This is a genomic window from Streptomyces sp. NBC_00005 (assembly GCF_045160215.1).
Lineage (GTDB): Bacteria > Actinomycetota > Actinomycetes > Streptomycetales > Streptomycetaceae > Streptomyces.
The window spans coordinates 7,259,792-7,283,558 of record NZ_CP108316.1 but is presented as its reverse complement, the minus strand read 5'-3'; the positions used below and the strand labels follow the sequence as shown (position 1 = coordinate 7,283,558).

The 23,767-nt window shown below is 70.6% G+C and carries 23 protein-coding genes; 12 read left to right on the top strand and 11 right to left on the bottom strand.

Features of this window, described 5'->3' with window-relative positions; translation table 11 throughout:
- The first annotated feature begins 152 nt into the window (after positions 1 to 152).
- From OG303_RS33360 to OG303_RS33350, 3 genes are all read left to right on the top strand, one after another.
- Positions 153 to 2,300, top strand: a complete 2,148-nt coding sequence (locus tag OG303_RS33360; protein ID WP_405873096.1) for a molybdopterin oxidoreductase family protein — start codon at positions 153 to 155, stop codon at positions 2,298 to 2,300.
- A gap of 176 nt (positions 2,301 to 2,476) precedes the next feature.
- Positions 2,477 to 3,679: a hypothetical protein gene (locus OG303_RS33355; protein ID WP_405873094.1), complete on the top strand. Its 1,203-nt coding sequence runs from the start codon at positions 2,477 to 2,479 to the stop codon at positions 3,677 to 3,679.
- Positions 3,676 to 4,389: a hypothetical protein gene (locus OG303_RS33350; RefSeq protein ID WP_405873092.1), complete on the top strand. Its 714-nt coding sequence runs from the start codon at positions 3,676 to 3,678 to the stop codon at positions 4,387 to 4,389. The genes OG303_RS33355 and OG303_RS33350 overlap by 4 nt, the downstream gene beginning before the upstream one ends.
- A gap of 25 nt (positions 4,390 to 4,414) precedes the next feature.
- On the opposite strand, the gene OG303_RS33345 is transcribed toward OG303_RS33350, so the two are convergent.
- Positions 4,415 to 4,825 (bottom strand): gamma-glutamylcyclotransferase family protein, encoded by a 411-nt coding sequence (locus OG303_RS33345; RefSeq protein WP_405873091.1) that lies wholly within the window; start codon positions 4,823 to 4,825, stop codon positions 4,415 to 4,417.
- 133 nt (positions 4,826 to 4,958) lie between these two features.
- On the opposite strand from OG303_RS33345, the gene OG303_RS33340 reads away from it, so the two are divergent.
- Positions 4,959 to 6,611, top strand: a complete 1,653-nt coding sequence (locus OG303_RS33340) for a M4 family metallopeptidase (protein WP_405873089.1) — start codon at positions 4,959 to 4,961, stop codon at positions 6,609 to 6,611.
- Between the two features lie 173 nt (positions 6,612 to 6,784).
- Here the strand turns inward: OG303_RS33340 and OG303_RS33335 are convergent, their stop codons facing one another.
- Complete coding sequence (locus tag OG303_RS33335; protein WP_405873088.1) at positions 6,785 to 7,366, bottom strand: NADPH-dependent FMN reductase; 582 nt, start codon at positions 7,364 to 7,366, stop codon at positions 6,785 to 6,787.
- 279 nt (positions 7,367 to 7,645) lie between these two features.
- Between OG303_RS33335 and OG303_RS33330 the strand changes: the two genes are divergently transcribed.
- A complete protein-coding gene (locus OG303_RS33330; protein WP_405873087.1) occupies positions 7,646 to 8,164 on the top strand; it encodes a hypothetical protein in 519 nt (172 codons plus the stop codon).
- Positions 8,165 to 8,300: 136 nt separating this feature from the next.
- Entirely contained in the window at positions 8,301 to 8,942 is a 642-nt protein-coding gene (locus tag OG303_RS33325) for a class F sortase (protein WP_405873086.1), read from the top strand.
- A 12-nt stretch (positions 8,943 to 8,954) separates the two neighbouring features.
- On the opposite strand, the gene cpt is transcribed toward OG303_RS33325, so the two are convergent.
- On the bottom strand, positions 8,955 to 9,476 hold the full coding sequence (gene cpt, locus OG303_RS33320) for a chloramphenicol phosphotransferase CPT (RefSeq protein WP_405873085.1): 522 nt from the start codon (positions 9,474 to 9,476) through the stop codon (positions 8,955 to 8,957).
- Between the two features lie 43 nt (positions 9,477 to 9,519).
- Positions 9,520 to 10,302 (bottom strand): sulfite exporter TauE/SafE family protein, encoded by a 783-nt coding sequence (locus tag OG303_RS33315; protein WP_405873084.1) that lies wholly within the window; start codon positions 10,300 to 10,302, stop codon positions 9,520 to 9,522.
- 215 nt (positions 10,303 to 10,517) lie between these two features.
- Here OG303_RS33315 and OG303_RS33310 point away from each other — a divergent pair, with 215 nt between their 5' ends.
- The 5 genes from OG303_RS33310 (at position 10,518) to OG303_RS33290 (ending at position 16,165) form a co-directional block, all read left to right on the top strand.
- Complete coding sequence (locus OG303_RS33310) at positions 10,518 to 11,732, top strand: NAD(P)/FAD-dependent oxidoreductase (RefSeq protein ID WP_405873082.1); 1,215 nt, start codon at positions 10,518 to 10,520, stop codon at positions 11,730 to 11,732.
- Positions 11,732 to 14,326 carry a nitrite reductase large subunit NirB gene (nirB, locus tag OG303_RS33305; protein ID WP_405873080.1) on the top strand — a complete coding sequence of 865 codons (2,595 nt, stop codon included), beginning with the start codon at positions 11,732 to 11,734 and terminating at the stop codon, positions 14,324 to 14,326. Before OG303_RS33310 ends, nirB begins: the two co-directional genes overlap by 1 nt.
- Positions 14,323 to 14,673: a nitrite reductase small subunit NirD gene (gene nirD, locus OG303_RS33300; RefSeq protein ID WP_405873079.1), complete on the top strand. Its 351-nt coding sequence runs from the start codon at positions 14,323 to 14,325 to the stop codon at positions 14,671 to 14,673. Before nirB ends, nirD begins: the two co-directional genes overlap by 4 nt.
- Positions 14,674 to 14,722: 49 nt before the next feature.
- Entirely contained in the window at positions 14,723 to 15,307 is a 585-nt protein-coding gene (locus tag OG303_RS33295; protein ID WP_405873077.1) for a TetR/AcrR family transcriptional regulator, read from the top strand.
- A gap of 75 nt (positions 15,308 to 15,382) precedes the next feature.
- Positions 15,383 to 16,165 (top strand): SDR family NAD(P)-dependent oxidoreductase, encoded by a 783-nt coding sequence (locus tag OG303_RS33290; RefSeq protein ID WP_405873076.1) that lies wholly within the window; start codon positions 15,383 to 15,385, stop codon positions 16,163 to 16,165.
- A 215-nt stretch (positions 16,166 to 16,380) separates the two neighbouring features.
- Here the strand turns inward: OG303_RS33290 and OG303_RS33285 are convergent, their stop codons facing one another.
- Positions 16,381 to 17,307 carry an oxidoreductase gene (locus OG303_RS33285; protein ID WP_405873074.1) on the bottom strand — a complete coding sequence of 309 codons (927 nt, stop codon included), beginning with the start codon at positions 17,305 to 17,307 and terminating at the stop codon, positions 16,381 to 16,383.
- 141 nt (positions 17,308 to 17,448) lie between these two features.
- Between OG303_RS33285 and OG303_RS33280 the strand changes: the two genes are divergently transcribed.
- Positions 17,449 to 17,895 carry a TIGR03668 family PPOX class F420-dependent oxidoreductase gene (locus OG303_RS33280; protein WP_405873073.1) on the top strand — a complete coding sequence of 149 codons (447 nt, stop codon included), beginning with the start codon at positions 17,449 to 17,451 and terminating at the stop codon, positions 17,893 to 17,895.
- Positions 17,896 to 18,038: 143 nt separating this feature from the next.
- On the opposite strand, the gene OG303_RS33275 is transcribed toward OG303_RS33280, so the two are convergent.
- From OG303_RS33275 to OG303_RS33250, 6 genes are all read right to left on the bottom strand, one after another.
- Positions 18,039 to 19,274 carry a tyrosine-type recombinase/integrase gene (locus tag OG303_RS33275; RefSeq protein WP_405873071.1) on the bottom strand — a complete coding sequence of 412 codons (1,236 nt, stop codon included), beginning with the start codon at positions 19,272 to 19,274 and terminating at the stop codon, positions 18,039 to 18,041.
- 92 nt (positions 19,275 to 19,366) lie between these two features.
- Positions 19,367 to 19,555 (bottom strand): helix-turn-helix domain-containing protein, encoded by a 189-nt coding sequence (locus tag OG303_RS33270; protein WP_405873070.1) that lies wholly within the window; start codon positions 19,553 to 19,555, stop codon positions 19,367 to 19,369.
- Positions 19,556 to 20,007: 452 nt separating this feature from the next.
- Positions 20,008 to 21,483: an ATP-binding protein gene (locus OG303_RS33265; protein WP_405873069.1), complete on the bottom strand. Its 1,476-nt coding sequence runs from the start codon at positions 21,481 to 21,483 to the stop codon at positions 20,008 to 20,010.
- Positions 21,476 to 22,327, bottom strand: coding sequence for a bifunctional DNA primase/polymerase (locus OG303_RS33260; protein ID WP_405873068.1), 852 nt, complete (start codon positions 22,325 to 22,327; stop codon positions 21,476 to 21,478). Before OG303_RS33260 ends, OG303_RS33265 begins: the two co-directional genes overlap by 8 nt.
- Complete coding sequence (locus OG303_RS33255) at positions 22,324 to 22,998, bottom strand: DNA cytosine methyltransferase (protein ID WP_405873067.1); 675 nt, start codon at positions 22,996 to 22,998, stop codon at positions 22,324 to 22,326. Before OG303_RS33255 ends, OG303_RS33260 begins: the two co-directional genes overlap by 4 nt.
- Entirely contained in the window at positions 22,995 to 23,696 is a 702-nt protein-coding gene (locus tag OG303_RS33250) for an SAM-dependent methyltransferase (protein WP_405873066.1), read from the bottom strand. The genes OG303_RS33255 and OG303_RS33250 overlap by 4 nt, the downstream gene beginning before the upstream one ends.
- Positions 23,697 to 23,767: the final 71 nt, after the last annotated feature.

Here is a 23,767-nt window from a genome sequence, read left to right as displayed (position 1 = left end):
CCCCATGGGCAACTTCCGTCCCGGCCTGCGACGACTCAGGGGTGGATCACTGTGCGTCTCACGCCGGCCGGGCCCGCGTGGGGAGGTCGCCGTCGCGCCCGCGTAACAGGGAGCCGTCCCGCACGTAACACGGCCGAAGCACGCTGAAGGGCATGCAGACCTCCGTGACGCCCACCCACTGCCCGTACTGCGCCCTGCAGTGCGGGATGAACCTGACGCCCGCGCCGGACGGCACGGTCGAGGTGAGCGAGCGCGCGGACTTCCCGGTGAACCGGGGTGCGCTGTGCGGCAAGGGCCGTACGGCGCCGGCCCTGCTCTCGTCCCGGGTGCGCCTGACCTCCCCGTTGGTGCGCTCCGAGGGCGAGCTGGTGCCCGCCACCTGGGACGAGGCACTGGACCGGATCGCCGGGGAACTGCGCCGAACGCGTACGGAACATGGCCCGGACGCGGTCGGTGTCTTCGGCGGGGGCGGCCTCACGAACGAGAAGGCGTACACGCTCGGCAAGTTCGCGCGGGTGGTGCTCGGCACCTCGCAGATCGACTACAACGGGCGCTTCTGCATGTCCTCGGCGGCGGCGGCCGGGATGAAGGCGTTCGGGCTCGACCGCGGGCTGCCGTTCCCGCTGGAGGACATCCCGAAGACGGGCTGCGTGATCCTCGTCGGGTCGAACCTCGCGGAGACGATGCCGCCGGCACTGCGGTTCTTCAACGAGCTGCGCGAGAACGGCGGCACCCTGATCGTCGTCGATCCGCGCCGCACGAAGACCGCCGAGCAGGCCGACCTGCACCTGGCCCCGCGCCCGGGCACGGACCTGGCCCTGGCGCTCGGTCTGCTGCACCTGATCGTGGCCGAGGGGCGGGTCGACGAGGCGTACGTCCAAGAGCGCACGGCCGGCTGGGAGGACGCGCGGGCCGCGGCGATGGCGCACTGGCCGGAGTACGTGGAGCGGATCACGGGTGTGTCCGTTCCCCAACTCCGGGAAGCCGTACGGCTGTTCTGCGAGCCGGAGGCCGCCATGGTGCTCACGGCCCGCGGGCCCGAGCAGCAGTCCAAGGGCACGGACACGGTCGGCGCCTGGATCAACCTCTGCCTGGCGACCGGCCGGGCGGGCCGCCCCCTGTCCGGGTACGGCTGTCTGACCGGACAGGGCAACGGACAGGGCGGACGCGAACACGGCCAGAAGGCCGACCAGTTGCCCGGCTACCGCAAGCTGGACGATCCGGCGGCGCGGCGGCACGTGGCCGAGGTGTGGGGCGTGGACCCGGACAGCCTTCCGGGACCGGGACGCAGTGCGTACGAGCTGCTGGACGCGCTGGGTACGGACATCAGGTCCCTGCTGCTGATGGGGTCGAATCCGGTGGTGTCGGCGCCGCGGGCCGGGCACATCGAGGAGCGCGTCAAGTCGCTGGATTTTCTGGTGGTATGTGACGTTGTGCTGTCGGAAACTGCGGCCCTGGCGGACGTCGTGCTGCCGGTGACCCAGTGGGCCGAGGAGACCGGCACGACGACCAGCCTCGAGGGCCGGGTGCTGCTGCGCCGGCGCGCGATCACGCCGCCCGAGGGCATCCGCAGCGACCTGGAGGTCATGCACGAACTGGCCGACCGGCTCGGCGTGGAGAAGGGCTTCCCGACCGATCCCGAGGAGGTCTTCGAGGAACTGCGCCGGGCGAGCGCGGGCGGGCTCGCGGACTACTCCGGGATCACGTACCGGAGGCTGGCGGAGGAGAACGGGGTGTTCTGGCCGTGCCCGGCGGGGCCGGACGACGCCGAGGACGCCGCGCTCGACGTGCTGCCGGACGACCCCGCACGGGACGAGGGGACCGACGGCGCCCACCCCGGCACCCCCCGCCTCTTCCTCGACCGTTTCGCCACCGCGGATGGCCGGGCCCGGTTCGTTCCCGTCGCGCACCGGGCGTCCGCCGAGGAGCCGGACGACGAGTACCCGGTGCTGCTGACGACCGGGCGGGTCGTCTCCCAGTACCAGTCCGGCGCCCAGACCCGCCGCGTCGACGAGCTGAACGCGGCGGCGCCCGGCCCGTTCGTGGAGCTGCACCCGCGGCTGGCGGCGCGGCTCGGGGCGGCGGAGGGCGACCCGGTGACGGTGGTGTCGCGGCGGGGTCGCGCGGTGGCACCGGCCCGCATCACGACCTCGATCCGCCCCGACACCGTCTTCATGCCCTTCCACTGGCCGGGCGAGGGCCGCGCCAACACCCTGACCAACCCGGCCCTCGACCCGACCTCGCGCATGCCGGAGTTCAAGACGTGCGCGGTGCGGCTGGAGACGGTGACGCCGTCGTAGCCGAGGGCCGACCGCACGGGGCGCATGTGGTTCGCGACACACTAAGTGGTCACAGTGGCCTGATATGTTCACGACGACCACATGGCCGGAAGGGCTGACCACCCTTCTGGTTTCTGCGCACTCGCGCACTTTTCCGGCGCGCTTCTTCTCCACGTGCGCCTCAAGGGGGACATCACATGACCGCGAGGAAACTCGCTGCGCTCGCACTGGGCACCCTGGCCGTCGCCGGCCTCGTCAACGTGCCGGCTTCCCAGGCGGCGACCGGGGACCCGGTGGCGTTCACGGGGACGATCGACACGCAGATACCGCTGGACCGGGCCCGGTTCACGCTGCGCGCCGACCTGCCGGCCACGCAGACGGCCGATCTCGCCGACGGTGCGAAGGTGGCGATGCTGAAGCTGCCCACGGCGGGGATCAGCACCACCGGCAACTCGTTCAGCGTCGCGGTTGCTCCCGCCGATGTGCCGGACCGCTACATCGGCTCGAACGGCCTGGTGTCGCTGGAACTGGAAATCTACGACCCGCAGAGCGACAGCTACGCGTGGACGACCCAGTCCGTGCGGCTCGTCGGCAGCGCGGCGGCCACCCGGTCCGCCACGGCCCGGAGTTGGGCCGACCCGCTCGCCTCCGGCCGGACCGCGACCGCCCGCTCCGCCGCGAGCCGGGCACCCAAGGTCAAGGTGCACCTGGGCAAGGCGCCCAAGGGTGCGAGGGCCGCCTTCCTGTCCCGCGCCGACACCTGCACGACCACGAAGATCGGCCAGAACGACGTCTGGGGCACCATCGGGGAGGGCTTCCCGGCCGCCCCGGGCTTCGGCACCAAGCGCGGCACGGCCTGGATGACCCACAGCAACGGCTCCGAGGTCACCTACGGCGCGGGGATCACCACGGACGGCACGAAGTGGTCCGCGTCCGGCAGCGCCTCGGTCGCCAACACCAAGGGCTTCGACTTCCAGTGGGACCCCGACACCAACCCGAACATCGCGTACCGGGCCGAGGTGCGCTACTTCAAGTACAAGTACGACTGCGGCGGCGTGATCATCAACCGCAAGGTGAAGGCCGTCTCGGAGACCGGCGGCGTCAAGACGATCCACGTGAACGCCAACCCGCCGTACTGGCTGTCCCGTGCGAAGTGCACCTTCGACATGCCGGCCGGCACCTGGACGAAGTCCACCGGCAAGGCGTACTCCGCCTCCGGCGGCGTCAAGTTCAGTTCGGTGATCGGCATCGATCTGAGCACCTCGCGGACCTACACCAAGGGCTCCACACTCAGCTACAAGATGGACGCCGGGCACGACTCGCTGTGCGGCAACACGGACAAGCCGGCCTACGCGTCCAAGGTGCAGCAGTACTACAACCGCATCCAAGAGGAACTGTGACCACCGGCTCCACGCGCGAGGAAGCCGCCGTGCCCGCACGGCGGCTCCGTCGCGGCCGCAGGGGAAGGACCGTGCTGATCCTGGCCGCCGCCGCGGCGGCCGTGGCGGTGACCGTGTCCCTGCTGACCGGTTGGCCGTTCGGTGACGACCGCGTGGAGCACGTCAGCGGGGACGGCCCGCTGCAGTCCCACACCGACACGGGCACCACCTCGGTCTACGCACCGAAGAAGGCTCCGTGGGCGGTGACCTTCGGCAGCTATCTGCTCTGCTCGACCGACGGGGACCCGATCACCATCGACGGCATCCGCTACCGCACGCCGGTGAAGCCGAAGTCGGTCTCACTGAAACTGCGCACCGTCACCCCGCAGTTGTGGAAGGCGACCGTCGACGCCGGCCAGATCGGCGCCGCCCTGGGGACACCGCCGCACTTCCAGCAGCGCAAGGCACCCGGCGACTACAAGGACGCCCGGGCGGGCAGCCGTATCACCCAGAGCTGCGCCGACCAGGACAAGGAAGGAACGGGCTTCACCGAGCTGCTCTTCGTCCTGGACGTGGGCAGGCAGGGCGGCTACATCGACACCGCGTGGATCGACTACCACGTGAACGGAGACCCGTACACGCTGCGGCTCGACTGGAAGATGGTCGCCTGCGGGTCGCGGGTCCCGCGCACGGTGGACGGAACCGCCGTCTGCGACGGACGGCAGAGCTGACGGCCGGGGGCTCGCCCGGGCCGACTCACCCGACCCGCCAGTCCCCGCTCTCGATCAGCTTTCCGTGGGCGCGCAGGCGGGCGGCGACGGTGGGTGCGGCCACGTACACCCAGGCGCGTACGGCGGTGCCGGCGCCGTCGCGGGTGACCTCGCGTTCGACGCGCTCGTAGAGGTTGCGCGGGTCTCCGGGGGCGTAGTCCTCCAACCGGTCGAGTGCGCCGAGCAGTTGCTCGTACTCCTCCGGGCGCGCGGTCACGAGTTCCCCGTACACCACGCCGCCGCGCTCCTCCACGGCGTACGGGTAGCCGGGGCCGTCGTACAGCACCGCGCCGTCGAGACGCCCCGGTTCCTCGGTCCGCGTGCGGCCGCGCAGGAACAGGTCGTGGTTGACCTCGCCGGGGAGGAGGGTGCCGTAGACGAAGAACGGGAGTCTCACAAAAACGATTCTCTCTCCTCACATACCTCCTCGTACGCGCTATGGACCTTGGTCTGTCATGGCCCCTTAAATCATGGTCAACACCAGCGCCGTTCCCCCCACGCGCCCGTTGGCGCCTTCCCGAGGAGATCGCTTGAGTCGGATACGGATCGACGTCCGGGGTTCCCGTCGTCTCGCCACCGCCGGCGTGGCCGCGACCGCCGCCACCCTGCTGGCCGCCGCGCTCTCTCCCGCCGCCGTCGCGGCCGACAGACCGACCAGGACCGGCGCGATCGAGAACGCGGCATCGGCGCTTCTGGAGCACGCCACGAGCCTCGGGCTCACCTCCGACGAGGGCACGAAGGTGCGGGACGTCGTCGTCGACAAGGACGGCACCCAGCATGTGCGCTACGACCGGACGTACCGTCAACTTCCGGTGCTCGGCGGCGACTTCGTGGTCCATCTGGCGCCGGACGGGGCGTACCGCAGCGCGAACCGGGCGACGAAAGCCAAGATATCCCTGGCCTCGATCGTGCCCTCCATATCGGCCCCGAAGGCCGCCGACCTCGCGGCGAACGCCCTGCGCGCGGTCAATCTCGGCGAGACGCTGAAGAAGCTGACGGCCAGGCCCCAGTTGGTCGTCGACGCCCTGCACGGGGCACCGAAGCTGGCGTGGCGGACGAGCGTCGCGGCGAAGGACTCCCTCGGCAACCCGGTCTCCCGCACCGTCCTCACGGACGCCCGCAGCGGCGCGCAGATAGACGCCTGGGACGACATCGAGACCGCCTCGGGCGACGGCAAGTCGCTGTACAGCGGCACGGTTCCGCTGAACACGACGCTGTCGGGGTCGACGTACCAGCTCAAGGACCCGACGCGCGGGAACACGTACACGGGTGACGCGGCGAACCAGTCGGACCTGTGCTTCCTGACCAGCATCTGCATCTCCCGCGCCCCGTCGACGGTGTTCACCGACGCGGACAACCACTGGGGGACCGGGACGAGCGCCGACCGCGCGTCCGCCGCGGTGGACGCGCAGTACGGCACCGATGTGACCTGGGACTTCTACAAGAAGGAGTTCGGCCGCAACGGCATCGCGGGCGACGGCAAGGGCTCGTACAACCGCGTGCACTACGGCAACAAGTACAACAACGCCTTCTGGGACGACAGTTGCTTCTGCATGACGTACGGCGACGGTGACGGTACGACGCTCGGGCCGCTGGTGGGGCTGGACGTGGCCGGGCACGAGATGACGCACGGCGTGACGTCCAAGACGGCGGCGCTGACGTACTCGGGCGAGTCCGGCGGTCTCAACGAGGCCACGTCGGACATCATGGGCACGCTGGTGGAGTGGTCCGCGAGCAACCCCTCCGACCCCGGCGACTACCTGATCGGCGAGAAGATCGTCCGCTCCGGCTTCGGCGGTGAGGCCCTGCGCTACATGGACAAGCCGTCCAAGGACGGCAACTCGGCCGACTACTGGAGCAGTTCGGTCGGCAACCTGGACGTCCACTACTCGTCCGGGGTGGCGAACCACTTCGCCTATCTGCTGGCGGAGGGCAGCGGCGCGAAGACGATCAACGGCGTCAGCTACAACTCCCCCACGTACAACGGCAAGACGGTGACGGGCATCGGGCGGGAGAAGCTGGGCCAGATCTGGTACCGGGCATTGACGGTCTACATGACCTCGTCGACGAACTACGCGGGAGCGCGTACGGCGACCCTGAGCGCGGCGAAGGATCTGTACGGGGCCGGCAGTACGGAGTACAACGCGGTCGCGGCGGCCTGGAGCGCCGTCAATGTGAACTGACCATCCGTGAACCGACGGTCCCTGAACTGACCGTCCGGGTACGGAAATACGGTGGCAGCGGCGTCCTGCGCATGGCTGGGCTCCGCTGCCACCCGCCTTCCCGTCCGCACCCCACGGAGCCGCATGTGGGGCGGCGGGCGGTGTCGAGGTGCCGGCAGAGGTGCGGCAGCCGCCTACTGCCCGTACGGCCGCCTCTCCCGAGCCTCCCTCAACCCCCTCCCCCACCACACCAGTTGATCCAGCATCACCTTCGCCGCCGCCTCCGGGCCCGACGGGTCCTTGAGCCTGCCCTCGGCGAAGGACGATCCCGCGTTGTGGAAGGACACCGTGTCGCGGAGGGTCACCGCGTGGAGTTCGGCGAAGACCTGGCGGAGGTGTTCGACCGCGCGCAGACCGCCCGAGACACCGCCGTAGGAGACGAGGGCGACGGGCTTGGCGCGCCATTCGGTGAAGTGCCAGTCGATGAGGTTCTTGAGGCCGGCCGGGTAGGAGTGGTTGTACTCGGGGGTCAGGACCACGAAGGCGTCCGCGGCCGCCAGTTTCGGGGTGACCCCGGTCAGGGCGGCGGTCGCCTCGGGGGTCGGGGCGAAGGTCGTAGGCAGGTCCGTGTCGGCCACGTCGAGGACCTCCGGGACCAGGTCGTCCCGGTCGCGCAGGCGGTCCAGGAGCCAGTCGGCGACGACGGGGCCGAAGCGGCCGTGGCGGTTGCTGCCGACGACCAGGGTGACGGCGAGAGGGGCATCTGTGATCTCCATGCGCCACAGCCTCGTACCTCGACCTTCCTTGAGGTCAAGCCCGTGCCGCGATCGCCGGGTCACCCGTTCACACGCGCGGCCTGCGCCCTTCGGGTGCTCTTCCGCGAAGCCCTCGCGCTACGCCGGTGACCTGCGGGAAGTCCGCCCGAGCGCCCCTGCCGGGCGCCGATCTGACACCCATTCACCACATTTCTGACGCACCTTCAGGAAGCGGGTTCGCGCCGCTGCGACTTACCTCGGAAGGGCAGAGGACACCGAAGAGAGCTCGAAGGAGCACCGATGCGACGTACCGCCCGTCTGCTGACCGGTACCGCGCTCGCCGTCGCCGCCGCGGGTCTCGTGGCCGGGCCGGCCTACGCGGACGACGGCGACGGCAGCCTGGAGGTGTTCCCGTCCTTTGCCGAACCGGGCGGCCAGGTCACGGTGAACACCGCGGACTGCGACGCCGGTACGGCCGCGGGCGACGCCAGCGCGGTGGGGGCCGGTGCCTTCACGCTGGCGCCGAGCACACACGAGGACGAGGCGATCGGGCAGTTCCGGGTGCCGCCGAGCGCGCAGCCGGGGACGTACGAGATCGTCGCGAAGTGCGCCGAGGGCGGCCGGCAGGTCAAGGGCGACCTGGTGGTGACCCTGACCGCGGCACGCGGGCAGGAGCCCCGGGGCATTGTGAAGACGGGGGTCGGCGGCGCTCTGGGCCCCGATCCCGTGCAGACCGCGGCCGGTGTGGCGGCTCTCGCCGTCGCCGCCGCGGGCGGTACCTGGCTCCTGCATCGCCGGGCGAGAGGCGACGGGATCTGACGGACACCCTCCGCTGTCCGTCCGCCGGTACCGCAAGTCCCTCCCCCTCCGGGTCCGACGCCCCTCGCGGCCCGGAGGGGGACCGGGTCCACCCACTCCCCCAGGGTCCACCCGCTTCCCCAGGCAGGAGGCTCGCGTGCGCAGAGTCAGCAACGCCGCGATAGGCGCCGTCACCGCGGTCGCCCTGTGTTCGGGCGCATGGCTGCTCGGCGGTGGCACCGGCACACACGCCCCGCCGCAGCCGTCCGCCGCGCAGGCGGCCCGCGCGGGCCAAGGAGGCCAGGAAGGCCAGGACGGCGAACCGCCCGCCGCCCGCGCGCTGCCGCCCTCCCCGCCCGACCGCATCCGCATCCCGTCGATCCGCGTGAACGCCCCCCTCACGGGCCTCGCCCTCACCCCGTCCGGCAGTCTCGACGTACCGCCGGCCGCGAAGAAGAACCTCGCCGGCTGGTACGAGGCCGGCACCACCCCGGGCGAGCGGGGGACCGCCGTCGTCGCGGGGCACGTCGACAACGCCGACGGGCCCGCCGTCTTCTACGACCTCGGCGCTCTGCGCAAGGGCAGCCGCATCGAGGTGGACCGGCGGGACGGCGGGACGGCGCTCTTCTCGGTGGACGCGGTCGAGGTGTACGACGCCGAGCACTTCCCCGACGAGAAGGTGTACGGCGCTGCCGACCGCCCCGAGCTGCGGGTGATCACCTGCGGCGGGGGCTATTCGCGGTCGACCGGCTACCAGGGGAACGTGGTCGTCTTCGCGCACCTCACGGGGAGCCGCTGAGCGGTACGGCCGTCAGCCCACGCGTGCGGCGATGGCTCGCGCGCACTCCAGGGACTCGGTGTGGGTGGTGTCCACCTCAAGGTCGTAGACGACGCCCTTGTGGACCAGTTCGGCCTGGGTCTCGGCCATCCCGCGCGCGCGATCGCCCCGGCCGATCTCCCGGCCCGCGGCCACCGCGGCCTCGCAGCGCACGCCGACCCACAGCACGTCCAGGCCGGTCAGTGCCTTGCGCCACCCTTCCTGGGAGTGCGGGCCGCCGAGGAACACGTCGTCGACGACGATCCGGGCGCCGGCGCGCGCGGTCGCCGCGACCCCCGCCATCCAGGCGTCCTGCAGCCTCCGGAACTCCGGCCCGACACTCACCCCGCCGTCCGGCGCGACCAGCGAGTCCCGCAGGGACACGGGCATCGAGTCGACCAGCCCGTCGATCGCGAAGGCCAGCCACGGATCCGGCAGCACCGCCTGCAGACACCGCACGATCCCGGACTTGCCGGAGCTGGAGCCGCCGTTGAGCACGATCACCTGAGTCGTCACGCGGGTCACGGTAGGGGGCCGCGCGCGGGCCCTCCACCCGTTTTCAGGCGAGCCACTGTCCGTACGCCATGTTCGCCACCAGCCCGAACACCACCGTCAGCAGCACGATCCGTACGAAGGCGCTGCCCTTCTTCAGCGCCGTGCGCGCGCCGACCGTGCCGCCCGCCAGGTTGAACACGGCCATCAGGGCGGCCAGTTTCCACAGCACCGTGCCCTGCCAGGCGAAGGTCGCGAGGGCGCCCGCGTTGGTGCAGCAGTTGACGATCTTGGCGGTGGCTGAGGCGGTGACCAGGTCGAGGTGGAGGACGGCGGTGAGGGCCAGCACCAGGAACGTGCCGGTGCCGGGTCCGATGAAACCGTCGTAGAAGCCGATGCCGAGGCCCGCGAGGGCGATCGCGGCGAGGATCTGGCGGCGGGTGGCGGGGCCCGTCGCGGGGGCCGTGCCGAAGGCGGGGCGCACGATCACGAAGGCCGCGACCGCGAGGAGGACGACCATGATCACCGGCTTGAGTACGTCGGTGCTCATGCCGGCCGCGAAGAAGGCGCCCGCGGAGGAACCGGCGAGGGCCGCCAGGCCGATGCGCACGGCCAGGCGGACGTCCACGGTGGCCTTGCGGGCGTAGGTGACCGCCGCGCCCGAGGTGCCGACGATGGCGACGGCCTTGTTGGTGCCGAGCGCGTAGGCGGCCGGGGTGCCGCCCGGGAGCCCGAGGAGGAGTACGGGCAGGAGCAGCAGCCCCCCGCCGCCGACCACCGCGTCGATCCAGCCTGCCGCCAGGGCGGCGAGGCACAGGACGGCGAGCATGGTCAGCGATATCTCGGGCATGATCGCGACCCTAAAGGACGGGATGGGTGCACCGTCCACGCGTTTGTGGGCGCGCACCGTCCACGGCAAACGGCCGGCACCGCCCACCTCACACCACGCCCCCGACGCGCACGCCGAACCCTCACACCCTCGCCCGGCTGCCGCTGAGGGCAGCGTTCCTCGCGGGAAACAGAGGTGATGCTGCCGGGTAACACCGGCAACGCACGCTCCTGGACATGACCTCGAATACGCGTGTGGTGGTGATCGGCGCCGGCCTCGCGGGCGTCCGTCTCGCCCGGCGGCTCGGTGAGCTAGGCACGCCCGTGACGCTCGTCGGCGAGGAGGAGCACCGCCCGTACAACAGGGTGCTGCTCGCCGAGGTGCTGGCCGGACGCTACAGCCCCGAGGTGATCGCGCTGCCGTCGCCCGCGGAGCTGACCCGCGCCCAGGTCACCGGCATCGACCGCGCCGGGCGGACCGTCGACTGCGCGGACGGCTCGAAGATCGCATACGACACGCTGGTCCTGGCCACCGGCTCGAACCCGGTACTGCCGCCCCTGCGCGGTCTGTTCACGCCGGACCACGTGCTGCCCGAGGGCGTGCACGCGTTCCGCACGATGGACGACTGCCTGGGCCTGTCCAAGGCCGTACGGCCGGGGGTGCGGGCGGTCGTCATCGGTGGCGGGCTCCTCGGGGTCTCCGCGGCCCGCGCGCTCGCCCAGCGCGGGGCGCAGGTCGTCCTGGCCCAGCAGGGCGAGCGGCTCATGGAGCGCCAGCTCGACCCGAGCGCCTCGAAGCTGGTGCGCCGGCACCTCAAGGACCTCGGCGTCGAGATCCACACCGAGTGCCGCGTGCGGGACGTGCGGTGCGTGGGCGGTGTGGTCCGCTCGGTCGAGATGGCCGACGGGTACGCCCTCGACGCCGACCTCGTGGTCCTGGCCTGCGGGGTCCACCCCCGTGTCGGTCTCGCGCAGACCTCGGGTCTCGAGGTGCGCAAGGGAATCGTCGTCGACGACGAACTGCGCACCTCCGACCCGCACATCCGGGCGATCGGCGACTGCGCGCAGCACGACGGGAACGTGTACGGGCTCGCCACCCCGGCGCTCGAACAGGCCGAGGTCCTGGCCGAGTTGCTGTCCGGTACGGCGGACGCCCGGTACACCGGCACCCGTGCGCTGACCCGGCTCACGCTCGCCGGGCAGAGCGCCTTCGACCTCGCCGCGTTCGGCGAGACGGAGGCCCGCCCCGGCGACGACGTCGTCCAGCTGGCCGACGCCACCCGCGGCACCTACCGCAAGGTCGTCGTCCGCGACGACCGCCTGGTCGGCGGGGTCCTCGTCGGCGAACTCGGCACCGTCGGCGCGCTCGCCCGCGCCTGGGAGGGAGCAGAGCCGCTCCCCTCCGACGGCGGGCCACTGCTCCACCTGCTCACCAACGATGGAGGCTCCTGATGACCGCCACCCTGGGGGCCACCCCCACGATCGTGCTCGTCGGCCACGGCATGGTCGGCCAGCGCTTCCTCGAAGCGCTCGCCGAACGCGGCCTGACCGCCACGCACCGCGTGGTCGTCCTGTGCGAGGAGCCGCGTCCCGCCTACGACCGCGTGCAGCTCACCTCGTACTTCTCCGGGAAGACGCCCGAGGAACTCTCCATGACCGACATGGAGTTCATCGACGACCACGGCATCGAGCTGTACGTCGGCGACCCGGCTCAGACGATCGACCGCGAGGCGAAGAACGTCACGGCCAGGTCGGGCCAGGTCTTCGCGTACGACACCCTCGTCCTCGCCACCGGCTCGTACCCCTTCGTACCGCCCGTCCCGAACAAGGACGCCGAGGGCTGCTTCGTCTACCGCACGATCGAGGACCTCCTCGCGATCGAGGAGTACGCGAAGACCCGCACCACCGGTGCCGTGGTCGGCGGCGGTCTGCTCGGCCTGGAGGCCGCGGGCGCGCTGAAGGGTCTCGGACTCACCTCCCACATCGTGGAGTTCGCGCCGCGTCTGATGCCGGTGCAGGTCGACGAGGGCGGCGGCGCCGCGCTGCTGCGCACCATCGAGGACATGGGCCTGAGCGTCCACACCGGCGTGGGCACCCAGGAGATCGTGGTCGGCGAGGACGGCGCGGTCACCGGCATGAAGCTGTCCGACGGCTCCGAACTCGCCACCGACCTGGTGGTGTTCAGCGCCGGTGTCCGCCCCCGCGACCAACTGGCCCGCGACAGCGGCCTGACGGTCGGCGAGCGCGGCGGCATCACCGTCGACGAGCAGTGCCGTACGGTCTCCGACCCGCACGTCTTCGCGATCGGCGAGTGCGCGCTGGCCTCCGACGGCCGGGTGTACGGCCTGGTGGCCCCCGGTTACGAGCAGGCCGAGACGGCCGCCGCGACCATCGCGTCCGACGAAGCCGCCTTTGTCGGCGCCGACTTGTCGACCAAGCTGAAGCTGCTCGGGGTGGACGTGGCGTCCTTCGGCGACGCGCACGGCGCCACCGAGGACTGCCTGGACGTCGTCTACTCCGACTCCCGCTCGGGCCTGTACAAGAAGCTGGTCATCGGCCGCGACGGCACGCTGCTCGGCGGCATCCTGGTCGGCGACGCGGACGCGTACGGCACGCTGAAGGCGTTCACCGGCTCGGTCCCGCCGGTCTCGCCGGAGTCCCTTGTCCTGCCCGCCGGTTCGGGCGGCGGCGCCCAGCTCGGCCCGTCCGCGCTGCCGGACGAGGCGATCATCTGCTCCTGCCACAACGTGTCCAAGGGCGCGATCCGCGGCGCGGTGACGGAGCACTCCTGCACCACCGTGCCCGAGGTGAAGAAGTGCACCAAGGCCGGTACGGGCTGCGGCAGTTGCGTCAAGGTCCTCGGCCAGCTGGTCACCGCCGAGCTGGAGGCGAGCGGCGTCGAGGTCGACAAGGGCCTGTGCGGCTGCTTCTCGCAGACCCGCGAGGAGCTCTACGAGATCGTCCTCGCCCTGCGCATCAACACCTACCAGGACCTGCTGGACCGCTACGGCCGCGACGAGGCCAAGGGCGGCGACGGCTGCGAGGTCTGCAAGCCGGCGGCCGCCTCGATCATCGCCTCCCTCGCCCCGACGATCGGCGCGAGCGGCTACGTCCTGGACGGCGAGCAGGCCTCCCTGCAGGACAGCAACGACCACTTCCTCGCCAACCTGCAGAAGAACGGCTCGTACTCGGTCGTCCCGCGCATCCCCGGCGGTGAGATCACCCCCGAGGGCCTGATCGTGATCGGCGAGATCGCCCGCGACTTCGGCCTCTACACGAAGATCACCGGCGGCCAGCGGATCGACATGTTCGGCGCACGCGTCGAACAACTGCCGCTGATCTGGGCGAGGTTGGTGGACGCGGGCTTCGAGTCCGGCCACGCCTACGGAAAGGCGCTGCGCACCGTCAAGTCCTGCGTGGGCCAGACCTGGTGCCGCTACGGCGTCCAGGACTCCGTCCGCATGGCGATCGACCTGGAGCTGCGCTACCGGGGGCTCAGGTCCCCGCACAAGCTCAAGTCCGCGGTCTCCGGGTGCGCCCGCGAGTGCGCGGAAGCGCAGTCCAAGGACTTCGGCATCATCGCCACCGCCAACGGCTGGAACCTGTACGTCGGCGGCAACGGCGGCGCCACCCCGCGCCACGCCGACCTGCTCGCACAGGACCTCAGCGACGCCGAACTGGTGCGCCTGATCGACCGGTTCCTGATGTTCTACATCCGCACCGCCGACCGCCTGGAGCGCACGTCGACCTGGCTGGAGCGGATCCCCGGCGGCCTGGACCACGTGCGGGACGTGGTCGTGGAGGACTCCCTCGGCATCTGCGAGGAGCTGGAGTCCCTGATGGCCGCGCACGTCGCGAACTACGCCGACGAGTGGGCGACCACCATCAACAACCCCGAGAAGCTGGCCCGGTTCGTGTCCTTCGTGAACGCACCGGACACCCCGGACCCGGTCGTCGGCTTCGTCCCGGAGCGCGACCAGATCAAGCCCGACCTGCCGCTGCTGACCATCGGCCACCGCCCCCTGGAAGGAAGCGCCCAGCGATGACTCTGGCACCCGAGACGACCGACCTGAAGGTCCAACTGCAGCTTGAGGACGGCTGGTTCACGGTCTGCGACCTGAGCGCGCTGCTGCCGGGCCGCGGCGTCGCGGCCCTGCTGCCGGACGGCCGCCAGGTGGCCCTGTTCCGCGACCGCGCGGGAGAGCTGTACGCCATCGACAACCGCGACCCCTTCGGCGGCGCGGCGGTCCTCTCCCGCGGCCTGATCGGCACCCACCAGAGCGGCTCGTTCGTCGCCTCACCTTTGCTCAAGCAGCGCTTCGACCTGCGCTCCGGGCAGTGCCTGGACGACGAGTCGGTGCGGGTGGCGACGTACGAGGTGCGGGCGAGCTGACGAAGCCTTTTATTGACCGATCGTTCTCGTTGGATCTAGGCTGCGGTACGTGGCCAGGACCAAGGAGTTCGATCCGGACGCCGCGCTGCAGGCAGCCCTGGAGCTGTTCTGGCAGCGCGGTTACGAGGCGACGTCGATGTCCGACCTGGTGGACCACCTCGGCATCGGACGCGCCAGCATCTACGCGACCTTCGGCAGCAAGCACGAGCTGTACCTGAAGGCACTGGAGCGCTACGACCGGGCAGGGCTCCCGCCGATCGTGCGGGAGCTGTCCCAGCCGGGCCCCGCGCTGCCCGCCGTACGAGCGGTCGTACGGCGGTATGCCGCCGAGGCGTCCGACGGGCAACTGCGCCTGCACGGCTGCCTGGTCACCAACACGGCGAGCGAACTCGCCCCGCACGACCCGGCGGCCGCCCGGCGCGTCGAGCGCAACTGGGATCAGCTCGAGACCGTGCTGCACTCGGCACTGGTCCGCGCGCAGGCCCAGGGCGAACTGCCGGCCGGCCGCGATCCGCTCACCCTCGCCCGCATGCTGCTGGTGCTGCTGCAGGGCCTGCGCGTCGTCGGCAAGGCGTCCGCGGACCCGGCCCGCGTCCGGGACGCGGCGGAGCAGGCGCTGACACTGCTCGACTGACACCCACCCTCCCGCCAGGAGGGGCGCCTTTCTCTGCTCTCATACTGAACCGATCAGTCAAGAAAAGGGGAGATCATGACCATCACCACGCGCACCGGAGGCACCCGCTTCTCCGGCAGGACCGTTCTCGTCACCGGTGCCGGATCCGGTATCGGCCGCGCCACCGCCCTCGCGTTCGCCGTCGAGGGAGCGCGGGTCGTGGTGGCCGGACGCCGGCGGGAACCGCTCGACGAGACGGTCCGGCTGATCGAGGACCAGGGCGGCAAGGCGCTCGCGGTGACGGCCGACGTCTCGCGCGCACAGGATGCCGAGGCCTTGGTCGAGGCGGCGGTCGAGGCCTTCGGCTCGCTCGACGTGGCGGTCAACAACGCGGGCGTCTTCCGCGGCGGCCCCCTGGCGGACCTGTCCGAGGAGGACTGGCGCACTCAACTCGACATCAACGTCACCGGGGTCTTCCTCGCCCTCAAAGCCCAGATCCACCGGATGCGCGCCCAGCCGTCCGGCGGCGCCATCGTGAACGTCGCCTCCACCTTCGGCGCCCACACGCGCGTGCCCGGAGCCGCCGCGTACGCCGCCTCCAAGGCCGCCGTCGCCGCGCTCAGCAGGGGCGCCGCCCTCGACCACATCCGCGACGGCGTCCGCATCAACGTGGTCAGCCCCGGCGCGACCGACACCCCCATGTCCCTGCGCCCCGGCGAGACGGTGCCCGACCGCACCGAGCGCGCACGGGCCACGCTCCCCCTCGGCCGTATCTCGGCCACAGAGGAGGTGGCCGCGGCGATCCTCTACCTGGCCTCGGACGACGCGGCGTCGGTGGTGGGCGCGGACCTGGTGGTGGACAGCGGGGCGACGGCCTGAGAGGCGGCGTGCTCAGTCGACGGTGAGCACGAGGGCCCCGGCGTGCGTGGCGCCCGGGTCGAGGGCGGTGACCGTGCCGTCGACGGTGAGGGGGAGGCTCCTGCCGGCGGGCGCCCGCACCACCGCGTCCGTGTCGACGACCAGCTTGGTCAGATACGACGTCCTGGTGACCGTCCAGACCGTCGGTCACCGGCCGGGACGGGAGCCTTGTCGCGTCAGGCCTTCAGCTGCTCGTACGAGACACCCGTCAGCCGCTGGGACGCACCCCAAAGCCGTTCCCCCGCCTCGTCGTTGAGCGTCCACGGCGCCCGCCACGACGGGGCGGGCGATCCGCGCCACATCATGAACGACGGTCCGGTGAAGGAGTCGGGCGACACGTCGGGGGCGGTCCCCGCGTGCAGCGTGGGCAGAGCGCCCGCCTCGGCCGACTGCGCGAAGACCCGGTTGCCGATCTCCATCACCCGCCCGGCAAGCCGGCGTCCCTCCATGCGGGGTGCGACTCCCTGCAGGTTGGTGGCCGCGTATCCAGGGTGCGCGGCGACCGCCACCACGTCCGCGCCGTGCGCCGCCAGCCTGCGCGCCAGCTCGTGCGTGAACAGCAGGTTGGCGGTCTTGGAGCGGGCGTAGGCGATCCAACGCCGGTACCGGCGCCCGCTGTTGAGGTCGTCGATGTCGATGTTGGCCAGGGCGTGCACCATGCTGGCAACGGTGACGACACGGGCACCGGGCGTCCCGAGCAGCGAGGGTGCCAGCAGGCCGGTCAGCGCGAAGTGCCCCAGATGGTTGACCCCGAACTGCGTCTCGAACCCGTCCGCCGTCGTCCCGTACGGCAGCGCCATCACCCCGGCGTTGTTGACGAGCAGATCGAGGCGGTCGTACGGGAATCCGGCCGCGAACTCCCGTACGGACCCCAGGTCCCCGAGATCGAGCCGGGCGAACTCGACCACCGCGCCCGGGACTTCGGCGACGATCCGATCGGCGGCCGCGCTCCCCCGCACCTCACTCCGGCACGCGAGCACCACCCGCGCCCCCTTGCGCGCGAGCTCCCGCGCGGTGACGTACCCGATCCCGCTGTTGGCCCCGGTGACCACGGCGACGCGGCCGGCCCGGTCGGGAATGTCGTCCACGCTCCAGCCGGCCATGACCGAACTCCCTTCGGAGTGCATGTGCGGTGCCGTCCTGTGGTCCAGCGTAGAAGGCCCGGGGGCCGGGAGCCCAGGAACCTACGAGAGGTGGGCGCGGGTGCACTCGGGCGCCACGGACGCCTCACTACGGTGGAACCCATGAAACTCGCACCGCGCGAAGCTCGGGACCGATTCGTCGCGTCCCCCGTTGCCCGGCTGGCAACCGCGGATGCCGACGGCGTACCCCATGCGGTACCGGTGACCTTCGTCGTGCTGGACGAGGTCCTGTACTTCGCGGTGGACCACAAGCCCAAAAGCACGTGGAAGCTGCGCCGGTTGGCCAACATCCGGGCGAACCCCTCGGTGGCGGTCCTGGTCGACCACTACGACGAGAACTGGTCGCACCTGTGGTGGGCACGAGCAGACGGCCGCGGCGAGGTGCTTGAGGACGAGCAGGAGCGCCACCGCGCGGTGGCGTCACTGTGCGGCAAGTACGAGCAGTACCAGGAATCCCCGCCCCAGGGCCCTGTGGTCGCCGTCCGGGTCGAGCGGTGGAGCGGCTGGACCTTCGAACAGCCTGGCGCGGAGGGACCGAGCCCGAGGTGACGCACATCGAGTGGCTACGGGCGTACGTACGAGGCCGTACTCGTCGAAACAGCATGATCAAAGAGGGCGGCACCCCCGCACAGGGTGTATGGCCGACTTCCTGAGCTGGGAAGTCGACCATACCGAGGCGTCAGAGGGCACAGTCAGGGCACATTGCTCAGGACCGCCTCCATCATGTCGGCAGTCCGGTCCGCCTCCGCCTCCCACAAGTGGGTGTACACGTTCAGCGTGATTGATGGCTTGGCGTGACCAAGCCTCATCTGCACCTGCTTCGGTGTCGCCCCGTTCTTGATCAGGACCGAGGCGTAGAAGTGCCGCAGATCGTGAAGGGTCGTGTCCTCGGGGACACGGACCTTGCTGCCGGACTTCTCCAAGTAGGTGTTCGCCCGCTTCACGTTGCGGGCCCACAACTTCGCCCAGCTACCACGCCGGATCGCCCCACCGGTCGCGCTGGTGTAGAGCAAGCGAGCGTGGCGCCACACAGGCTTTCTCGGATTCGTCCGATCCTCGATGTAGACGACCCGCGGCGGAAACTCCTCTCGATGCCGGGCGATCTCGTCCACGACTGAACGCCCTTGGGGAACAGACCGGTAGCTCTGCTTGGTCTTCGGCTCCCCGAGGTAGGGCACCCCCTTGTCGGGGCCAATCAGTTGCTGCTTGACCGTCACGGTCTCGGCAGGCTCTTCGTCCTCCAGCCCGAACAACTCACCTTGCCGCAGACCCGTCGATGCAGCCTGCCTCACCAACGCGCGGTAGCGGGGAGACGCGGTCACGATCAGCGCCTTCACTGCCTCCGGGTGGAGCGGGTGAATCTCCGGATAGAAGACCTCGGGGGGCTTCAACCCCTCCCATGGGTACTTCGGGATGATCCCCTCTTGGTGGGCCATCTTCAGGATGCTGGTGCAGACGTTCCAGGGTGTCGCGAAGCTCGACGGAGCAATGACCCCAGACCTTTCTTTGATCCACTTCTGTCCGTCTGACCGCTGGATCCGGCCGATCTCCCGATTGCCGAACGTCGGGTAGATGTGCAGCCGTAGGGCCCGCTCGACGTTCGTCTCGGTCCGCTCACGGTGTATGGCCATCTCCCGCCAGCGTTCAGCGATGTCCCGGAACTTCTGCTTGCCCAGCTCCCGGTTCACGAACGTGCCGTCGTCGAGTTCGGCCTTCACCTTCGCGGCCCGGGAATCCGCAGCCGTCCTTTTCTCGAAGTTCTCCTTGCACTGCTTGCCGGACAAATCCCGGTAGCGCACCTGCCATCGCTGCCCTACGCCATGCTCGGAGCTGGGAAACACGGTCTGGGTCTTGCTGCTGTGCGCCTCGCACGGCTCGGCGTCGGCCGGCGGGCGGGACAGGTGCCAGCGGTCGTACACGTCAGCCATCAGTTCCTCTTCGCCTGTTGCGGAAGCAGCAGGGAGCTAGCGGAGCCGGCCACAAAGTGGCCGGCTCCTGGTGGGGTTCATGCTGTTCCGGGTCAGGCCGCGCGTCGGCCTCGGATCTCTTCGGCGTCGTACTTGTCGAGCGCCTCACCGTCGTACAGAACATGTCGACCGCGCCTGATGAAGCACTGCGGGCCGGTTCCGGCGTATCGCCAGTAGCGGATGGTTGCGGGTGAGGTGCGGTAGCGCTCGGCGACTTCCGCAGTCGTCAGGTACTTCTTCACGACGTCCTCCCTGCGTGGAAGGGGAGGGAGTGAATCCCGCCCCGGTATTCCGGGCTGTGTCCGAGGTATGGATTTCTGCGTCATGGCGTCATGAGCGTCACTTAGGCCTCTGACCTGTGGTTTTGCCTGACGTAGTGGCTAGGGCGTGCGTCATGCCGACGTCATGGGGTGCGTCATCGGATGACGCAGGTGACGCTGGATGACGCAGAGCAAGCCGTCTGCGTCACGCCTGTTGCCGCAGGTCACGTGCCGTTTCCCGGCTCGCATGACGCGCATGACGCAGCGTCTTCCTTCTTAGGACAAAGAAGGGGCTGCCTGTCGTAGTTGCGGCTCACAGAGCGAAGAAGGAGCCGCTGCGCGGCACGTCCTTGGGGCGGCGCAGGCGCCGAACAGCAAGAGGAGCACGTCGCGGCGAGGTGGTGCTCCTCTTGCTTGTCCGGGCGAGCGTTCGGTCAGAACGCCCGTGCCTGCTCGTGCGGGGCCGGGGGGAGCGTGTGGGTCATTTCGAGGTAGCGGCCCGCGCTGGTGCGGCCCGAGTCGACGAGGACGCGCCGGGCGGCGAGCGTCGGTTGGAGGCGCTTGAGGCGGTCGGAGAGGACTTTGCCGGTGGTCGGCCACCCCTTGGGCAGAGGACGGCAGTCGTCGCCGCTGTAGAGGCGGCTGAGGCAGGACAGCCACTCGGTGGACGTCATCCGCTGCGCGCCGCCCGGCTCAATGGTCTCGGCGTACTTGAGGACGGTCTGCGCGAGGAGGTCGCCCTCGATGACGTCGTCGTTCAGGTCGTCCAGACTGGCCCGGTACGCGGTGAGCGCCCCCAGGCCGGTTGCCGCGTCGAACTGCGCGCACAGGTGGGCGAAGTCCGCCATCCGCAGGTCGGTCGGGGTCTCTGCCTCGGCTGCACGGACCCTGACGGTGAGGTCCAGGAGCGAGCCGAGGACGACGGGGAGGACTTCCGCGTAGTCCGTCCACAGTTCGGCCTCGGTGCGCCTCACGCGGGGGCGTTCCAGGCGCAGGGGCAAGAGTCGGTCCGCGAGGTCGGGGCGGATGACGCCGACGTCGATTCCGGTCAGGAGCAGGGGGCGGCGGTAGCCGACGCGGAAGACGTCCCCGTCGGTGAACAGGGCGCGCTTGACGCTTTCGGCTCCGGTCACGATGCAGCACATCGCGTCCGACAGGTCGGGTGTCACGTGGGAGAGGTTGTCCAGGGCGGTGACCCAGCCCGCCGCCACGGCCGCGATCAGGCTTTCCTCGTCCTTCGGGGCCCTGCGCAGGTCGCCGCTCATGCCCTCGATGATCCGGGTGAGCATCCGGCCGCCGGTCGACTTGCCTGCTCCCTGCGGTCCGGTGAGGAACGGCGCGGGCACGGGCACGGACGGTCCGAGGCAGCCGGTCAGCCACACGATGGCCAGGCACTCGGTCTCCGCGGTGGCGAAGTTGCACAGCCGCATCAGGAGGTCGATGCCCTTGCCGCCCGTGTCCTTGGCGGGCAGGGGCAGTTCCCCGGTGAGCTGGGTGCGCCGCCAGCACACCTCGCGCGGGTCGGGGACGGTGATGTCCCACCCAGTGGGGTGGATGCGGACGGACTGCCCGTCGTCGCGGCCCAGGTCCAGCCACGTCGCCCCGTCGAAGCCGGGGGCGACGCGGATGTGCACCGGCTGGACGGCCTCGGTCAGCGCGAGTGCTTCGATCAGGTCCAACGCCTCTTTGAGCGCGGAGCCGTTGAAGACGCCGATGCCGTCCTTGAACAGGCCGACCATGAGTTCCTGGCGGTGGCTGCCAGTCGTGCCCTGGGAGCGGATCGGGCGGGCCACGGGGTGGTCCTTCTTCTGTGCGTAGACGGTCCCGTCAGCGGTGCGGAAGTAGCGGAAGTGCTCCTGCGCATAGTCCGCGATGACCTCGCGGCCGGGAGTCTTGTCGTCCTCAGACATGGCTCAGTCCCAACGTGGTCAGGGCGTTGGTCCACGCGTCCGTGCAGTGGCGGGGCGATTCGCCCCTGGCCTGCGCCGCGGTGAACAGACGCGCGGTGTGCGTCTCGGTCAGGCAGCCGCACCGGCCGTGCGTGGACAGCACGGCGAGGAATGTGCGGTAGACGGTGGCGTGCACCGCCTCACGGGCCTCGGTGATCTGCTGCTCGGCCATGGCGATGCCACGGTCGAGATAGGCGGGCGTGCGGTGAGGGCACCGTCCGCCCACAGCGGGTGCAGGCACGGCGACGGCCACCGGCCAGGCCAGGGCGGGCCCCTTCACGATCAGCGCGCGCACTACGTCCGGCAGCGCGGTCAGGTGCCCGGTGCCCGGTCCGAGCCAACGGGCGTAAGCCATCCGCGACTTGATATCCACGCCGTGCCGTACCGCGTTGGCGGAGGACATGACGCCCCGGTAGATCCAGTGCTGACCCCGAGTCGTCGGCACGGTTCGGGTCGCGGGCAGCGTCGCGCAGGCCCACGCGATGGCCGCCGCGTTGTCCAGGTCGACCACAGTCAGCCCGGCACCTCCAGGGTGGTAGGCGACCGCCGCCGCCTGCCGCCATGCGGCGGCCCACTGAGGGGAGTTGAGGACGCGCGGGTCGGTGGTGGCGGCGGCCCACGCGTGGCAGGGAGCGGGGCACGTGCACGGGCCGGGGGTCTTCATGTTCGGCCGGCCGCTGCACGCGTTCTTCGCGCAGGTACGGCAGTTGCCGAACGGCACCTTCCCCGCCCGTAGCGGCAGCGGCGGAATACCGCGCGCGGCCAGATGGAGCGCGGTGCGCAGGTGGGTGATCCTGGTGGTCATGCGGCGGCGCTCCCTTCGAGGGCGAGGAACTGTGCGGCGATCCACTGGGTGTAGGCGGGGGGTACGGCCTGGCGGGCTTCGACTTTGGTCATCCAGGTGCAGCCCATGGCGTCGGCGTAGGCGCGCTCGCCCTTGTGCTCGAACGCCATGAGCTTGTTGCGGCCTTTCGGATGCCAGCACGGCGGGAGGAGTTCGCCGCCGCCTGCCCACGAGGTTTCGAAGACGCGGTGGCGGCGGACCTTCAGGCCGAACTGGGAGCCGCAGAGGATGTAGTCCGGGCGCAGCGGCCCATACCAGGAGGCTTCGGGGACGTTCTCGATGACCCACGGCCGGCCGCAGGCTTCCTGGAGCTTCTTGCCCGGGGTGAGGAGGTCAGGGTGGTCGGTTCGCTCGCCGCGCCAGGAAGTAACGCGGGCCCAGTACTGGCAGGTCCAAGAGGCGTGGATGAACGCGTATTTCTCGACTTCCCCCGACGAGGTGACATCGGCGAGGTATTCCAGGGCATCGGCCTGGTGGAAGGTGAAAGGGTAGTTAGGCTGGGGGCGGTTGTCGACGCCGGTCACGTCGAATCCGGCGAGGTGGTAGCCCATGGACAGGCCTCCGGCACCGCAGCACAGGTCCAGTATCCGCAGGCCGTTCGGCCGTCGCAGCGGCAGCAGATGCGCGTTCACGCGGCCACCCCCAGCGCCGGAGCGGGGACGGCAAGCCCGGCAAGGGCCGCACGGCCGATCCACTCGGTATAGGCGGGGGGTACGCATTCACGGATGCCGTCGCGGTTCATCCACGGCACCCCGAGGACGCGTCGGGCCAGGTCGACACCTGAGAAGTTGCCGACGAACTGGCCGTAATGGCCGGGCGGCACGGGGCGGCCCATCTTGGCCTGCGGCACCAGGTGCGCCGGGTGCCCCGGCTGGTCCAGACGGAAGCCGCCGCCGGGCTCGAAGAACCGGTGCCGGTAGTTGGCCAGGGCGAACATCTGCCCGCACAGCATCACCGGACCGCGCAACTTCGGCACGGCGCCCCCGATGTTCTCCATCACCCACGGGCGCCCCGCCGACTCCAGGGCTGCGCGGGTGGGGGCGGTCAGGTCGGGGTGGGGGTTGCCCTGGATCCGCTGGCAGTTCGTGTCGTGCTGGCAGGGCGGGGAGGCGTGGATAAAGTCGAACTCGGTGCCGTGTTCGAGGACGAACGCGATCGCGTCCGCCTGCACGAAGGCGAAGGGGTAGCGGGGCTGCGGAGCGATGTCGACGCCGGTGACGTCGAAGCCGGCGTCGGCGTAGCCCTTTCCGGCACCGCCCCGGCAGCAGAACAGGTCGAGCAGGCGCGGGAGTTGGCCCGCACGATGCCGGATGTCAGTGGGTTGGGTCATGCTTGACCTCTCCAGTTCTGTGGTTGAGCTGGGTGAGGGGCAGCCGCGGTCTTTTGCCGAGAGAGCGGCTG

What these genes read in the sequence shown, in the direction of transcription:
- OG303_RS33290 (WP_405873076.1), top strand. Translation starts at nt 15,383, where the DNA reads ATGACCATCACCACGCGCACCGGAGGCACCCGCTTCTCCGGCAGGACC.
- OG303_RS33315 (WP_405873084.1), bottom strand. Translation starts at nt 10,302, where the DNA reads ATGCCCGAGATATCGCTGACCATGCTCGCCGTCCTGTGCCTCGCCGCC.
- OG303_RS33280 (WP_405873073.1), top strand. Translation starts at nt 17,449, where the DNA reads ATGAAACTCGCACCGCGCGAAGCTCGGGACCGATTCGTCGCGTCCCCC.
- OG303_RS33260 (WP_405873068.1), bottom strand. Translation starts at nt 22,327, where the DNA reads ATGACCACCAGGATCACCCACCTGCGCACCGCGCTCCATCTGGCCGCG.
- OG303_RS33330 (WP_405873087.1), top strand. Translation starts at nt 7,646, where the DNA reads ATGCGACGTACCGCCCGTCTGCTGACCGGTACCGCGCTCGCCGTCGCC.
- OG303_RS33285 (WP_405873074.1), bottom strand. Translation starts at nt 17,307, where the DNA reads ATGGCCGGCTGGAGCGTGGACGACATTCCCGACCGGGCCGGCCGCGTC.
- nirD (WP_405873079.1), top strand. Translation starts at nt 14,323, where the DNA reads ATGACTCTGGCACCCGAGACGACCGACCTGAAGGTCCAACTGCAGCTT.
- nirB (WP_405873080.1), top strand. Translation starts at nt 11,732, where the DNA reads ATGACCGCCACCCTGGGGGCCACCCCCACGATCGTGCTCGTCGGCCAC.
- OG303_RS33360 (WP_405873096.1), top strand. Translation starts at nt 153, where the DNA reads ATGCAGACCTCCGTGACGCCCACCCACTGCCCGTACTGCGCCCTGCAG.
- OG303_RS33355 (WP_405873094.1), top strand. Translation starts at nt 2,477, where the DNA reads ATGACCGCGAGGAAACTCGCTGCGCTCGCACTGGGCACCCTGGCCGTC.
- OG303_RS33310 (WP_405873082.1), top strand. Translation starts at nt 10,518, where the DNA reads ATGACCTCGAATACGCGTGTGGTGGTGATCGGCGCCGGCCTCGCGGGC.
- OG303_RS33250 (WP_405873066.1), bottom strand. Translation starts at nt 23,696, where the DNA reads ATGACCCAACCCACTGACATCCGGCATCGTGCGGGCCAACTCCCGCGC.
- OG303_RS33275 (WP_405873071.1), bottom strand. Translation starts at nt 19,274, where the DNA reads ATGGCTGACGTGTACGACCGCTGGCACCTGTCCCGCCCGCCGGCCGAC.
- OG303_RS33335 (WP_405873088.1), bottom strand. Translation starts at nt 7,366, where the DNA reads ATGGAGATCACAGATGCCCCTCTCGCCGTCACCCTGGTCGTCGGCAGC.
- OG303_RS33265 (WP_405873069.1), bottom strand. Translation starts at nt 21,483, where the DNA reads ATGTCTGAGGACGACAAGACTCCCGGCCGCGAGGTCATCGCGGACTAT.